Here is a 13795-nt window from a genome sequence, read left to right as displayed (position 1 = left end):
CCGGACGCAAGCGACCATGACACCCTCTGCCGACGCCGCCCTGAGCACTCTCTCCGAACTTTCTCAGCCGGATTTCGTTGCCCGCCTCGGCGACATCTTCGAGCATTCGCCCTGGGTTGCCGAGCGCAGCTGGCATGCCCGCCCCTTTCCCAGCATCGACGCGCTGCATGCCGCAATGGTCACAGCGATGACCGAAGCCAGCGAGGCCGAACAGCTCGCACTGATTCGCGCCCACCCCGAACTTGCCGGCAAGGAAGCGGCCTCCGGCACCCTCACGGCGGCCTCCACCGGCGAGCAGCGCGGTGCCGGTCTCGACCAGTGCAGCGCCGAGGAACTCCAGCGTCTGCGCTCGCTTAATGCAGCCTATCAAGAGCGCTTCGGCTTTCCCTTCGTGATCGCAGTGAAGGGCCGCTCCCGCTACCAGATCATGGATGCCATCGAAGCACGGCTGCAGAACGACGCGCAGAAGGAATTCGCCACCTGCCTCGGCGAGATTGCACAGATCGCCCGCTTCCGTCTGTACGCACTTTTGGCGTGAAGCGGGCGGTGTTGCACGGTAGACACTGCGGCGCACTGCATGGAATATCCTGCCTTCAATCCCCGGCACCGAATACCTGAAAGAACAAAAGGAATCACAGCATGGCCAGTCACACCCCCGGCGCCCCCGTCTTTGCCCAGCCCGCCGATCTGCCCGAATGGGCACTGCGCTCGGTCGATCTCGCCAGCACCCGTCTGGGTGCGAAGGCGCTGTTCGCGTCCGATGACTTCTTTGCCGAAGTCGCCCGCATGCTCAATCCGGAGCCGGCGCAGTTCGTGCCCGGCAAGTTCGACACCAACGGCAAGTGGATGGATGGCTGGGAGTCGCGCCGCAAGCGCGTCGCAGGCTACGACTGGGCGCTGGTCAGGCTCGGCGTGAAGGGCGTGATCCGTGGTTTCGACGTCGATACCAGCCACTTCACCGGCAACTATCCGCCGGCGGTCTCGATCGAGGCCTGCGTGTCCGAGTCCGACGAGGTCGAGGTGCTCAAGGCGGCAAGCTGGACTGAGATCCTGCCGGCGACGCCGCTCGGCCCGAGCGCACACCACCTGCTCGAATGCGCGAGCGACGCGGCGTGGACGCACCTGCGCGTCAACATCTTTCCCGACGGCGGCATTGCCCGTCTGCGGGTGTATGGCCGCCCGGTGGGCGGACTGGAGAATGCCGCACCGGATGCGCTGGTCGATCTGGTGGCGATGGAAAACGGCGGTCGTGCAGTGTCGTGGAACGACGCGAGCTTTGGTTCATCGGCCGCGGCGCTGATGCTGCCCGGCCCCGGCAAGAACATGGGCGATGGCTGGGAGACCCGCCGCCGCCGCGAGCCCGGCAACGACTGGTGCGTGCTTGAGTTGGGCGCGCCCGGCACGATCGAGAAGATCGAGGTCGACACCGCCTTCTTCAAGGGCAATTTCCCCGACCGCTGCTCGGTACAGGCCGCGTTCGTGAGCGGCGGCACTGATCGCTCGATCACCACCGAGAGCATGTTCTGGCACACCCTGCTGCCCGAGCAGAAGCTGGCGGCGGATTCGATCCACACCTATGTCGAGGAGCTGGCGAAGCTCGGCACGGTGAGCCACGTGCGCTTCAACATCTTTCCCGACGGTGGCGTGTCGCGTCTGCGTCTGTGGGGCAAGGTCGCCGCGAGCTCGGCGCGGACTGGTTCATGACCACTGCCCTTGCAGTGCAGCCGCTTCGGGTCGAGCCGCTGAGCCGCGAGGCCTTCGCGCCTTTCGGCGAGGTCATCGAGGCCAGCGATGCGGTAAAGCACTTCACCATCAACGCCGGTAACACTGAGCGTTACCACGATCTGGCGAACATCGAACCCGGCGCAGACGGCCGGGTGATCGTGTCCATCTTTCGCGGCCAGCCACGCGCCCTGCCCTTCCGCGTCGAGATGATGGAGCGCCATCCGCTGGCGAGCCAGGCCTTCATCCCGATGTCGGGCAAGCCCTACCTGGTGGTGGTGGCGCCTGCGGGCGAGGCGCCGACGGCTGCGCAGCTGCGGGTGTTCCTGGCCCGTGGCGATCAGGGCGTGAACTACGCCACCGGCGTCTGGCACCACCCGCTGCTCGCGCTGGGTGGGGTGTGCGACTTCCTCGTGGTCGACCGCGCAGGGCCGCGCCAAAACTGCGACGAGATCACGCTCGACACCGTCGGCGTAATCGACTGCGCCCCGCTTTGAGTCACTGAGCACGCAATAAACGAAATGGGCGGCCCGCCGGCTGAAACCGGCGGGCCGCCCAAAGCAGCTCAGTCCACTCAGGGATGCGGGTGGTGTTCGATCCAGTGACGCGCGACGTCCACGCGGCGGCACACCCACACGCGATCGTGCTTCTCGATATGGTCGAGGAAGCGCTGCAGCGCGCGGAAACGCCCCGGCCTTCCGAGCAGGCGGCAGTGCATGCCGACGCTCATCATGGCCGGACGCTCTTCGCCTTCGGCATACATCACGTCGAACGCGTCGCGCAGATACTCGAAGAACTCGTCTCCGTGGGAGAAGCCCTGCGGCAGCGCGAAGCGCATGTCGTTGGTGTCGAGCGTGTAAGGCACGATCAGGTGCGGCGTGGTGCTGCCGTCGGTTTTCTCGACCTGGGTCCAGAACGGCAGATCGTCGCCGTAGTAGTCGGAGTCATACAGAAAACCGCCGTAGTCCGCGACCAGGCGCCGGGTGTTGGGGGAGTCGCGTCCGGTGTACCAGCCCAGCGCACGTTCGCCGGTGAGGCGCTCGATGATCTCCATGCCGATGCGCATGTGTTCTCGCTCGATCTCCTCATCCACGCCCTGATAGTGAATCCACTTCCAGCCATGACAGGCGATCTCGTGGCCGAACTCGCGGAAGGCCGCGGTCATTTCAGGGTGACGCTCGAGCGCAGTCGACACACCGAAGATGGTCAGCGGCAGCCCCCGACGCTCGAACTCGCGCAGGATGCGCCATGCGCCGACCCGCGAGCCGTACTCGTAGATGCCTTCCATCGACATGTGGCGCTCGGGGTAGCTGGCGGCGTTGAACAGCTCAGACAGAAACTGTTCGCTGCCCGGGTCGCCGTGGAGCACGCAGTTCTCGCCACCCTCCTCGTAGTTCAGTACGAACTGCACCGCCACGCGGGCCTTGCCCGGCCAGTTGGCATGCGGGGGGTTGCGGCCGTAGCCGATGAGGTCGCGGGGGTAGTTCGAATCAGGCTTCATGACGGGCTCTCCATGCGCACGGATGGCAGCGGCCACCTCAGGCCGGCTGCGCGTCGGCAGATCAGTTTTCGCAAAAGCGCTTGCAAGCGCTCCAGTTCTTCATCAACAGCCAGTAGCTGAGGCCGGCCGGCAACAGGCTGGCATACCAGGACACCGAGGAAAAGCTCAGCGCGACGCCGGCACCGATGAGCGAAGCCACGATACCGGCGTAGTTCACACCGCGATAAGGGCCGTTCTCGTCATACAGTTTGCCCAGATCGAGCGTGCGGCGGCGGATGATGTAGTAATCCACGACCAGCACCGCGAAGATCGGCCCCAGGAATGCCGAATAGGTCTGCACAAAAAACTGCAGGCCGGCAGCGGACTCGTCCTTGACCAGTTCCCACGGAAAGGTGCAGAAGGCGAGCAGGCCGACGATGATCGCCGAGCTGCGGAACGACAGCTTGAACACGTCCATCAGCACATAGGTTGGCGGTACCACGTTGTTGAGCACGTTGGTGGTGACCTGCGCAAAGGTAATGAAGAGCAGCGTCGCGATCAGCAGCGGCTTGTTGTCTACCGCGCTGGAAAACACCTGGATCGGATCGGCCACACCGGTCGCACCCGACACCATCAGCCCGATCAGGCCCATGAACAGCGTGCACGGGAGGATGGACATGGCGTAAATCGTCGTCAGCGGCGCACGGCGCACGCCTTTCTCGAGTTCTCGTGCATAGTCGCTGACGTTGAGCATCATGGTGCTGTAGATGCCGAGGAAGAGCATGGTCGCGCCCCAGAATGGCATGCCCCAGGTGCCTTCGATGTTGACCAGCCGCTCGGTGATGACATCGCCGTACTTGTCGATGACGCTGAAGAACATGTAGGTCAGCGACACCAGGATGAAGCCGCTGCCGATGTTCTCCAGCCACTTGATGCCCTGGAAGCCGAGCACCGACAGGCCGATCTGCAGGAACTGGAACACGATGAACCAGAACACCAGGTTGTCGAAGCCAAACAATGAGGCCGACACCGCGTTGAGCGCCCCTGCCCCCACCCAGCTCTGGAAGCCATACCAGACGATGGCCGGCACCGCCCGTACCAGCCCCGGAAACTTGGTTCCGGCAAACCCGAACGCCGAGCGCGCCTGAACCACAAAGGGAATGCCGTACTTGTAGCCCGCAGCGCCGTTGATGGCCAGCGCGATACCGATCACGAAGCAGCCCACCGCGATGGCAACCGTGGCCTGCAACAGATTGAGCGTACCGACGATGCTCGAGCCCATGGCGAAAGTGCCGATCGACACGCAACCGCCGAACCACGCCAGCAGATAGGACCACTTGCCCATGATGCGGGTCTGCTGCGGCGCCAGGGATTCTTCACCCAGCCCCTTGCCGTGGCCGGTTGTGGCCGTGTGCTCGCTGCCCGGCTGCAGGCCGGGGGTACGAATTGCCTCGGTGTTAGTCGTCATGGTGACGCTCCTTTTCGTTTGGGGATACGGTGCGCGCACCGCGCGGTCTCACGCTTGCGGCGCCACTGTTCTGTGAAGTGGCTGTCGCGATTGCTCATGCACTCAGATAATCGAAGTGCCCGGTGAACTGCTTCGGGCGCGGAAAGGCGAGATCGCCATGCTTGCTGGTTTGCAGCCCCAGGCTGACGAGGGATTCGGCCAGTTTCACCGCAGCGGTCACGCCCTCGACGATCGGCAGACCGACCGCGTCGCGGATCTGCGCGGTGAGGTCGGCCATGCCGCCACAGCCGAGCACAATCGCACCTACACCGTCTTCGTCCCGAGCCCGGCGACACTCTTCGATGATGCGGTCGAGCGCGCAGGCGCCATCGTCCTCGAGGTCGAGCACCGGAATTTCCGCGGCGCGCACGCGCCGGCAGTGGTGGGCAAAACCATAGCTCTGCAGCAGGTGCTCGGCGATGATGCAGGTGCGACCGAGCGTGGTCACGATCGAGAAGCGTGTGCTGATCAGGGTGGCGAGATGAAAGGCGGCCTCGGCAATGCCGATCACCGGCGCAGGGCTCAGCTCACGGGCGGCGAGCAGGCCGGGGTCGCCGAAGCACGCGATGATGTAGGCGTCGATGTTCTCCGTCTCGCCGCGACGGATCTCTTCGAGCACGCCGATTGCGCTGATCGCCTCGTCGAAATGGCTTTCGATCGAAACCGGACCCGCGAGCGGATTGCAGGCCGAGGTCTGCGTGCCGGCTGCGGCGACCCGCGCGGCCGCCTCGCCGATCTTCGCGGTCATGCTCGCGGTGGTGTTGGGGTTGATGAGCCTGATATGCATCTGCTGCTGTTCTCCTGGTTGCCACCCGTCCGCCGGACGGCCATGGCGTTTGATCAGGGCTGGCGGCGCTGGCGCTGCGCCACGTCGTCGAGGATCCGGCGCAGGTCTGGCGCCGAGGGGTTCTCTTCGAGCAGAACAACGCTGCGCTCCACCTCTCGCAGGTGGCGCTCCATCCACTCGCGCGCGCCCTCGGCATCGCCTGCTGCGATCAGGTCGAGCACGTCGTGGTGCTCGGTGTGACGGCAACTGCCCGACATCGGCGAGCCATAGGTGGCGATCACCAGCGAGGAGCGCGACACCAGTCCGGCGAGGATGTCGCTGATCGTGTCGTTTTCGGACAGACGGCTCAGCGCGACATGGAACTCGCCCGACAGATAGATGGATTCGCGGCGGTCGCCCCGCGCTTCGGCGTCCTGCTCACGCCGCACGATGTCGCGCAACTCGTCGAGCTTCGCAGGCGTGGCCCGCGCCACCACCTGTGCAATCGCACCGCACTCGACGATGCGACGCGCAGCGAACACATCCCGTGCCTCCTTGACTGTAGGCTGGGCCACAGTGGCGCCGCGGTTCATGCGGATGTCGACCAGGCGCTCGTAGGCCAGGCGCTGCAGCACCTTGCGGATACTCGTGCGGCTGACGCCAAAGGCCTCGGCCAGCGTGTCTTCGGGCAGCTTGGTTCCGGGCTCGAGGTGGTTCTCCACGATGGCCGCGTAAAGATTGCGGTAGATCGCTTCGTCACGTCCGCTACCCGTCATGGTCTCTTCGCTCTGGAGCGAGCCCAGATCAATGGGTGATCGTTTCTTGCTCAACTTTGCCTCTCCGCCATGCACGCTGAAGTCCTCAGAGGACCTCTTCTTCGGACAAAGTGTAGGACCTGTTTGTGTACAAAACAATCGAAACTTGTACCCATAAAAACAATCAATGGTATTGCGATCAGCTCCCGCCGACTCACGCCTCACATGCACAACAGCGAGTCACAGAACGCCCAGTTATAGTGCGTCGGCACCAATCCGGAGCATCTTTCGCGACCGCCGCAAGATGGAGAAACAATATTGAGGCGCAGACAGGAAAAGGCTTTTTGCGGGTGCAGCGGGCTGCTCATGCGAACCACCCGCTGGTATCAAATATTTTTTGTATACGATTTTTACAATCTGAAAATACAATGCAGCAGCAATCCCCTGCCCCCGCTTCCAAGCAGAACCGACTCACACACTGCGCGCCGAACCGCTGACCATGACGGGCAGCGTCGGGAAGCTGCGGCCGGGGACGACCCGATCAGACACACAGGCGGTCCGCGGACCCCAACAGAGGAGATTTCATCGATGGCCAGTCACACCCCCGGCGCCCCCGTCTTTGCCCAGCCCGCCGATCTGCCCGAATGGGCACTGCGCTCGGTCGATCTCGCCAGCACCCGTCTGGGTGCGAAGGCGCTGTTCGCGTCCGACGACTTCTTTGCCGAAGTCGCCCGCATGCTCAATCCGGAGCCGGCGCAGTTCGTGCCCGGCAAGTTCGACACCAACGGCAAGTGGATGGATGGCTGGGAGTCGCGCCGCAAGCGCGTCGCAGGCTACGACTGGGCGCTGGTCAGGCTCGGCGTGAAGGGCGTGATCCGCGGCTTCGACGTCGATACCAGCCACTTCACCGGCAACTATCCGCCGGCGGTCTCGATCGAGGCCTGCGTGTCCGAGTCCGACGAGGTCGAGGTGCTCAAGGCGGCAAGCTGGACTGAGATCCTGCCGGCGACGCCGCTCGGCCCGAGCGCACACCATCTGCTGGAATGCGCGAACGACTCCGCGTGGACGCATCTGCGCGTCAACATCTTTCCCGATGGCGGCATTGCCCGTCTGCGTGTGTATGGGCGTCCCGTGGGCGGACTGGAGAATGCCGCACCGGATGCGCTGGTCGATCTGGTGGCGATGGAGAACGGCGGTCGTGCAGTGTCGTGGAACGACGCGAGCTTTGGTTCGTCGGCTGCGGCGCTGATGCTGCCCGGCCCCGGCAAGAACATGGGCGACGGCTGGGAGACCCGCCGCCGCCGTGAGCCCGGCAACGACTGGTGCGTGCTTGAGTTGGGCGCGCCCGGCACGATCGAGAAGATCGAGGTCGACACCGCCTTCTTCAAGGGCAACTTCCCCGACCGCTGCTCGGTACAGGCTGCATTCGTCAGTGGCGGCACCGATCGCTCGATCACCACCGAGAGCATGTTCTGGCACACCCTGCTGCCCGAGCAGAAGCTGGCGGCGGATTCGATCCACACCTATGTCGAGGAGCTGGCGAAGCTCGGCACGGTGAGCCACGTGCGCTTCAACATCTTTCCCGACGGTGGCGTGTCGCGTCTGCGTCTGTGGGGCAAGGTCGCCGCGAGCTCGGCGCGGACTGGTTCATGACCACTGCCCTTGCAGTGCAGCCGCTTCGGGTCGAGCCGCTGAGCCGCGAGGCCTTCGCGCCTTTCGGCGAGGTCATCGAAGCCAGCGATGCGGTAAAGCACTTCACCATCAACGCCGGTAACACTGAGCGTTACCACGATCTGGCGAACATCGAACCCGGCGCAGACGGCCGGGTGATCGTGTCCATTTTCCGCGGCCAGCCACGCGCCCTGCCCTTCCGCGTCGAGATGATGGAGCGCCACCCGCTGGCGAGCCAGGCCTTCATCCCGATGTCGGGCAAGCCCTACCTGGTGGTGGTGGCGCCTGCGGGCGAGGCGCCGACGGCTGCGCAGCTGCAGGTGTTCCTGGCCCGTGGCGACCAGGGCGTGAACTACGCCACCGGCGTCTGGCACCACCCGCTGCTCGCGCTGGGTGGGGTGTGCGACTTCCTCGTGGTCGACCGCGCCGGACCGGGCCAAAACTGCGACGAGATCACGCTCGACACCGTCGGTCTGATCGACAGCGCGGTCGCGTCAAGCTAGGCAGCATCGCCGCGCGCCGGACACGCTCCGGGCGCGTGGCGGAATGCACTCACTCGGACATCAAGCCTTTCGCCTGGCCTGCAGCAAGGGCCACAGGCTGGTCAGCGCCAGCGCCACCACGATCAGCGCCATGCCGGAAAACTCGTTCGTGCTCGGCCGCTCGCCCAGTTCGATCCAGCCCGCAAGCGCGCCGATCAGCGGGATGCCAAGCGCTGACAGACCGGCTACGCCGGCAGGCAGCTTCTGCAGCACGTACAGCCACAGCAGCCATGCGAGGCCTGTTGCGAACACCGCGTTGAAGAACAGCGCGCCGAAGAAATACGGTGTCGGGTCGATCGGCCGCGACGGCACCAGCAAGGCCACCACGCACAGCGCAAGCGCGCCGAACAGCATCTGCCACGCGGTCATCGACAGCAGGTCGAAGTCATGGTCGCGCCGCATGCGCTTTGCCACTACCGTCGACAGCGCCCAGGTCAGACCGCCGCCCACCGCCAGCACATTGCCCATCACGCTGCCGGTCATCGACCACGGGTCGAGGATGAGCAACAGCCCGAAGGCCGCCACCGCAGTCGCAATCCACTGCACGCCGCGCACGCGCTCGCCAAGCAGCCACCACGCCAGCGGCATCAGCCAGAACGGCATGGTGTAGACGAGGATGGCGGTCTTGCCCGCGCCGCCACTGACCAGCGCCCACTGAATCAGCGCCGTAAACGTCGCCGTCTGCAACAGGCCGAGCAGGAGCAGCTGGCGCGGCGCCACCGGACGCAGCGGCCGGCGCGCAATCACCACCACGATGAACAGCACCGCCGCGGCAAGCAGCGTGCGAATGGCGGAAAAGTCGAAGGGATCGACGTAGCTGATCACCTGCTTCATCACCACCCAGTTGTAGCCCCAGATCAGCGACATCAACAGCAGCGCCAAGACTGCCAGCCTGGCAGGACGAACCGAAAGCATTGCATTACTCGCGAAAGCGGCAGACACCCGCATACAGCATGCGGGCCGGGTCCGCCGAAAAAGGAACGCCGGCACACGGCCGGCGCAGGAAACATCGCCTGTAGCATATCGAAAACAGGCCGGCAGCACCCATGACACTTTGGCTGCGAAGCGCCGAGCCAGATGACGCATCATGCTCAACCGCCGATGAGGCCGAGCTTGCCCACAAAGCAGTGACCTGACAATGTACGAACGCTTATGCTGCGTATCGCTCCTTGCGGTCACGTGCTGAAAACCCCTGCCGGCACATGCCCGAACTGCCTGTCGATACAACCGGAATACGCACGTCAGCCCCGCACGTGCTTGAACGAGATTACGAGACCATGCCCAGGTTCACCGCCAACATCACCCTGCTGTTCAACGAGCACGATTTTCTCGACCGCTTCCAGGCTGCTGCCAGTGCGGGATTTGAAGGGATCGAACTCCAGTTTCCGTATGCCTTCGACAAGGACACGGTCGCGGAGCGACTGGATCGCAGCGGGCTTCCGCTGGTGCTGCACAACCTGCCCGCAGGCGACTGGGACGCGGGTGAGCGCGGCATTGCCTGCGATCCGGCGCGGGTTGGCGAGTTTCAGGACGGTGTCGGTCGCGCAATCGAATACGCTCAGGCCCTCCGCTGCCAGCAGCTGAACTGCCTCGCCGGCATTGCGCCGGCAGGCGTGCCCGCCGAGACGGTGCACCAGACCTTCGTCGACAACCTGCGCTTTGCCGCCGAGGCGCTGAAGCGGGCGGGTATCCGCCTGCTGATCGAACCGGTGAATACCTGGGACATCCCCGGCTTTCATCTTTGCCGCACCGCGCAGGCAATAGACATCATCGAAACGGTCGGTTCCGACAACCTGTACCTGCAGTACGACATCTATCACGCGCAGCGCATGGAGGGCGAACTGGGCAACACGATCGCCCGTCATCTCCCGAAGATCGCCCACATGCAGCTTGCCGACACACCGGGGCGGCACGAACCGGGCAGCGGAGAGATCAATTTCGCATGGCTGTTCCGGCATATCGACCAGCTTGGCTATCAGGGCTGGATCGGCTGCGAATACAAACCGGCTGCCGGTACGGTCGAAGGGCTGGGCTGGATGAAGGCGCTTGCTGACTGACTGCGGCAAGCCCTGATGGGCGAATCCGTTCAGTCGCGTATTCTCGCGGATTCACGGTGAGCCGACCGAAAGCGGGCTCGCCAATCCAACACTCGGGGAATTTTCATGCGTCACATTGCCATTGATGTCGGTTCTTTTCACTTTGTCGCCCGCCTCGAAGAGGCCGCAGCGCCGCTCACCAGCGCAGCCTTCCTCAAGCTGCTGCCTTTCACCAGCAAGGTCATCCATTCGCGCTGGAGCGGCGAGGCGGTCTGGGTACCAATGGGCGAGTTCGACACCGGACTCGACTTCGAGAACCACACCAACCACCCTTCGCGCGGCGATGTGCTGTTCTACCCCGGCGGCTTCTCCGAAACCGAGATCCTGTTCGCCTATGGCAGCAGCCAGTTCGCCAGCAAGATGGGGCAGCTGGCCGGCAACCACTTCCTGACCGTCATCGAGGGCAACGAACTGCTCATGGAGATGGGCCGTACCGTGCTGTGGAAGGGCGCGCAGGAGATCACCTTCACCGATCTCGGCGAGCGCTGAGCCTGCGACCGGACCCGCCCGCATGAACGCCACGCCCCGTGAAGTGCTCGCGGCCATGTTTGCCGCCGCCGTCAATTCCGCCCAGCCCGAACACTGCATTCCGCCTCACCTGCCCGCCCCCCCGAAGGGACGCACCCTCGTCATCGGCGCCGGCAAGGCATCGGCGGCGATGGCACGCACACTGGAGCAGCACTGGACGGGTCCACTCGAAGGGCTGGTCGTCACCCGCTACGGCTATGCCGTGCCCTGCGAGCGCATCGAGATCGTCGAAGCCGCGCATCCGGTGCCGGATGCCGCCGGTCGCGAGGCCGCCAGCCGCATGCTCGCCATGGTGGATGGGCTGAGTGCCGACGACCTGGTGATCTGCCTGATCTCGGGTGGCGGCTCGGCCCTGCTCCCCTTGCCCGGCGCAGGCGTCACGCTCGAGGACAAGCAGGCCATCAGTCGCGCCTTGCTCAGATCGGGCGCAAGCATCACCGAGATGAACTGCGTGCGACGCCACCTCTCCGCCATCAAGGGCGGCAGACTTGCGGCAGCCTGCCACCCTGCACGCGTGGTGAATCTGCTGATCTCGGATGTGCCGGGCGACAACCCGATGGACATCGCGTCCGGCCCGACCGTGGCCGACTCGAGCAGCTGCGCGGATGCGCTTGAAATCGTGCGGCGCTATGGCATCGAACTGCCGGATGCGGCGCGAGCCCTGCTCGAAACCGGCGCGGGCGAGACCATCAAACCCGCGGATGAACGCCTGGCCAGTGTCAGTACGCACCTGATCGCGACGCCGCAACAGGCGCTCGAGGCGGCAGCTGACGTGGCACGCGCGGCCGGCATCACCCCTGTGCTGCTCGGCGACCGTCTTGAAGGCGAAGCGCGGGACGTGGGCAAGGTGCTGGCCGGAGTCGCGCTGCAGGTGCGCACCCACGGCCAGCCCGTACCGCCGCCCTGCGTGCTGCTCTCCGGCGGCGAAACCACCGTCACCGTGCGCGGTAACGGCCGTGGCGGGCGCAACGTCGAGTTTCTGCTGGCGCTGGCGATTGCGCTCGATGCGGCACCCGGTATCGACGCAGTGGCGGGCGACACCGACGGTGTCGATGGGCAGGAAGAAGTTGCCGGCGCCTTCATCGGCCCCGACACCCTCGCCCGGGCGTGGGAGAAAGGCATCCGTCCGCGCGACAGCCTCGACAACAACGACGGCCACGGTTTCTTCGAGGCGCTTGGCGATGCACTCGTCACCGGCCCCACACTCACCAACGTGAATGACTTCCGCGCCATCCTGATCACCTGACGCGCCCAACAACACCCAAACAGAGGACGAGACCATGAGAACAATTCAACAACTCACACTTGAAGACGTAAAGCGCATTGCCGCTGCGGCCGAGGCCGAGGCCGTCGCAAAAAGCTGGGCCGTGACCATCGCGATCTGCGATGCCGGCGGACACCCGCTGTGGCTGCAACGCATGGACGGCGCCCCGCTGATGAGCACGACGATCGCACCGGACAAGGCCCGCACCTGCGTGCTTACCGGCAAGCCCAGCAAGGTTTATGAGGACATGGTGAATAACGGGCGCTACGCTGCACTGCGACTGCCAGTCGTGCCGCTCGAAGGCGGCGAGCCGATCATTGTCGATGGCACGGTGATCGGCGCTGTCGGCGTGTCCGGCGTGAAGGCAGGCGAAGATGCGATCGTCGCGCGCGCGGGTGTCGCAGCACTCTGAGCGGAGGCTGCGCGCCGAGTCTGGCGCCCGGCCTGACCTTACCAGGTCATCGTGACGTCCCCCGTGCCTGCGCCCAGCCAGTAGCCGGCGCTGCCGTAGCACGCCTTCAGATAATCGATAAAAGCCCGCACCCGCAGCGCCAGATTACGGCGGTGCGGAAACACGGCGTACACCCCATTGGCAGGCGCGGCAAAGTCGTCCAGCACCGACACCAGCCTGCCAGCACGCAGATCTGCCGCCACTTCCCATAGCGAGCGCCACGCAAGACCCTCGCCCGCCAGCGCCCACTCGTGAAGCACGGCGCCGTCGTTGCAGTCCAGACGACCGTCGACCTTCATCATCGTGGTGTTCCCGCTGCCGTCGGAGAACAGCCACCCGCGCTGCTGCCCCAGCGACAGGCAGACGTGATTGTCCAGATCGTCAGGTGAAGCCGGAACACCGTGCCGGACCAGATAGTCCGGGCTGGCGACCACCACCCGGCGGTTCTCTGCCAGCCGCACCGACACCAGACTGGAATCGGCCAGCTCACCGATGCGGATCGCACAGTCGATGCCTTCATTGACGAGGTCGACCAGGCGGTCGGTCAGGTCCAGCGTGCAGCTTACGTCCGGATTGTCGTGCAGATAGTTGCGCACCAGCGGTGCCACATGGCGACGCCCGAAACCCGCTGGCGCCGAGATGCGCAGATGTCCGCTCGGCTTCACCCCACCCAGACTGACCGAGGCTTCGGCGTTGGAGAGGTCATTGAGGATGCGCTGGCAGTCTTCGAGAAAGGCACTGCCTTCGAAGGTGAGCGTGATGCTGCGCGTGGTGCGCACCAGCAGCTTGACGCCGAGACGCTGCTCCAGCGCATCAAGCCGGCGTCCGATCACCGCGGGGGTCACACCCTCGGCGCGCGCAGCAGCCGAAAGGCTGCCTCGACTCGAGACACTTACGAAGCTTTCAATCTGCTTGAGCTGGTCCATTTGATACTTTTAGTAAAAGATAAAGTGATCATACCGCTTATTCAGTTTTATATAAGAGTTCCATAGACTGCAGCTCATTCGGGGAGG

15 protein-coding genes are annotated in these 13795 nt (G+C 64.7%); 9 read left to right on the top strand and 6 right to left on the bottom strand.

Features of this window, described 5'->3' with window-relative positions:
- Nucleotides 1-16 precede the first annotated feature (16 nt).
- The 3 genes from uraD (at nucleotide 17) to CEW83_RS01980 (ending at nucleotide 2219) form a co-directional block, all read left to right on the top strand.
- The gene (gene uraD / locus CEW83_RS01990) at nucleotides 17-538 is read left to right on the top strand and encodes a 2-oxo-4-hydroxy-4-carboxy-5-ureidoimidazoline decarboxylase (protein ID WP_108947852.1); all 522 of its coding nucleotides are present in this window, start codon (nucleotides 17-19) and stop codon (nucleotides 536-538) included.
- Between the two features lie 101 nt (nucleotides 539-639).
- Nucleotides 640-1704, top strand: coding sequence for an allantoicase (gene alc, locus CEW83_RS01985; RefSeq protein ID WP_108947851.1), 1065 nt, complete (start codon nucleotides 640-642; stop codon nucleotides 1702-1704).
- A complete protein-coding gene (locus CEW83_RS01980; protein WP_108951132.1) occupies nucleotides 1701-2219 on the top strand; it encodes an ureidoglycolate lyase in 519 nt (172 codons plus the stop codon). Before alc (CEW83_RS01985) ends, CEW83_RS01980 begins: the two co-directional genes overlap by 4 nt.
- A 77-nt stretch (nucleotides 2220-2296) precedes the next feature.
- Here CEW83_RS01980 and puuE read toward each other — a convergent pair whose 3' ends face one another.
- The 4 genes from puuE to CEW83_RS01960 all read right to left on the bottom strand — a co-directional run bounded on the left by puuE (nucleotide 2297) and on the right by CEW83_RS01960 (nucleotide 6305).
- Nucleotides 2297-3223 carry an allantoinase PuuE gene (gene puuE / locus CEW83_RS01975; RefSeq protein WP_108947850.1) on the bottom strand — a complete coding sequence of 309 codons (927 nt, stop codon included), beginning with the start codon at nucleotides 3221-3223 and terminating at the stop codon, nucleotides 2297-2299.
- A gap of 61 nt (nucleotides 3224-3284) precedes the next feature.
- Nucleotides 3285-4670, bottom strand: a complete 1386-nt coding sequence (locus CEW83_RS01970) for an NCS1 family transporter (protein WP_234418954.1) — start codon at nucleotides 4668-4670, stop codon at nucleotides 3285-3287.
- A gap of 94 nt (nucleotides 4671-4764) precedes the next feature.
- Entirely contained in the window at nucleotides 4765-5496 is a 732-nt protein-coding gene (locus CEW83_RS01965) for an aspartate/glutamate racemase family protein (protein ID WP_108947849.1), read from the bottom strand.
- Between the two features lie 53 nt (nucleotides 5497-5549).
- The gene (locus CEW83_RS01960; RefSeq protein WP_199915185.1) at nucleotides 5550-6305 is read right to left on the bottom strand and encodes a GntR family transcriptional regulator; all 756 of its coding nucleotides are present in this window, start codon (nucleotides 6303-6305) and stop codon (nucleotides 5550-5552) included.
- A 513-nt stretch (nucleotides 6306-6818) separates the two neighbouring features.
- On the opposite strand from CEW83_RS01960, the gene alc (CEW83_RS01955) reads away from it, so the two are divergent.
- On the top strand, nucleotides 6819-7883 hold the full coding sequence (gene alc / locus CEW83_RS01955) for an allantoicase (protein WP_108947848.1): 1065 nt from the start codon (nucleotides 6819-6821) through the stop codon (nucleotides 7881-7883).
- A complete protein-coding gene (locus CEW83_RS01950) occupies nucleotides 7880-8404 on the top strand; it encodes an ureidoglycolate lyase (RefSeq protein WP_108951129.1) in 525 nt (174 codons plus the stop codon). The genes alc (CEW83_RS01955) and CEW83_RS01950 overlap by 4 nt, the downstream gene beginning before the upstream one ends.
- Before the next feature lie 60 nt (nucleotides 8405-8464).
- Here CEW83_RS01950 and CEW83_RS01945 read toward each other — a convergent pair whose 3' ends face one another.
- The gene (locus CEW83_RS01945; protein ID WP_108947847.1) at nucleotides 8465-9358 is read right to left on the bottom strand and encodes a DMT family transporter; all 894 of its coding nucleotides are present in this window, start codon (nucleotides 9356-9358) and stop codon (nucleotides 8465-8467) included.
- Nucleotides 9359-9720: 362 nt separating this feature from the next.
- Here CEW83_RS01945 and hyi point away from each other — a divergent pair, with 362 nt between their 5' ends.
- The 4 genes from hyi to CEW83_RS01925 all read left to right on the top strand — a co-directional run bounded on the left by hyi (nucleotide 9721) and on the right by CEW83_RS01925 (nucleotide 12743).
- Nucleotides 9721-10500: a hydroxypyruvate isomerase gene (gene hyi, locus CEW83_RS01940; RefSeq protein WP_108947846.1), complete on the top strand. Its 780-nt coding sequence runs from the start codon at nucleotides 9721-9723 to the stop codon at nucleotides 10498-10500.
- A 105-nt stretch (nucleotides 10501-10605) separates the two neighbouring features.
- Complete coding sequence (locus tag CEW83_RS01935) at nucleotides 10606-11028, top strand: DUF3830 family protein (protein WP_108947845.1); 423 nt, start codon at nucleotides 10606-10608, stop codon at nucleotides 11026-11028.
- A 22-nt stretch (nucleotides 11029-11050) separates the two neighbouring features.
- Nucleotides 11051-12313, top strand: a complete 1263-nt coding sequence (locus CEW83_RS01930; RefSeq protein WP_108947844.1) for a glycerate kinase type-2 family protein — start codon at nucleotides 11051-11053, stop codon at nucleotides 12311-12313.
- Nucleotides 12314-12347: 34 nt separating this feature from the next.
- Nucleotides 12348-12743 carry a GlcG/HbpS family heme-binding protein gene (locus tag CEW83_RS01925; protein ID WP_108947843.1) on the top strand — a complete coding sequence of 132 codons (396 nt, stop codon included), beginning with the start codon at nucleotides 12348-12350 and terminating at the stop codon, nucleotides 12741-12743.
- 38 nt (nucleotides 12744-12781) lie between these two features.
- On the opposite strand, the gene CEW83_RS01920 is transcribed toward CEW83_RS01925, so the two are convergent.
- Complete coding sequence (locus CEW83_RS01920) at nucleotides 12782-13708, bottom strand: LysR family transcriptional regulator (RefSeq protein ID WP_108947842.1); 927 nt, start codon at nucleotides 13706-13708, stop codon at nucleotides 12782-12784.
- Between the last annotated feature and the right edge of the window lie 87 nt (nucleotides 13709-13795).

This window comes from Parazoarcus communis, assembly GCF_003111645.1.
Lineage (GTDB): Bacteria > Pseudomonadota > Gammaproteobacteria > Burkholderiales > Rhodocyclaceae > Parazoarcus > Parazoarcus communis_A.
Note: the sequence above shows the minus strand (reverse complement) of the source record. Positions and strands in the feature narration are given on the sequence as shown.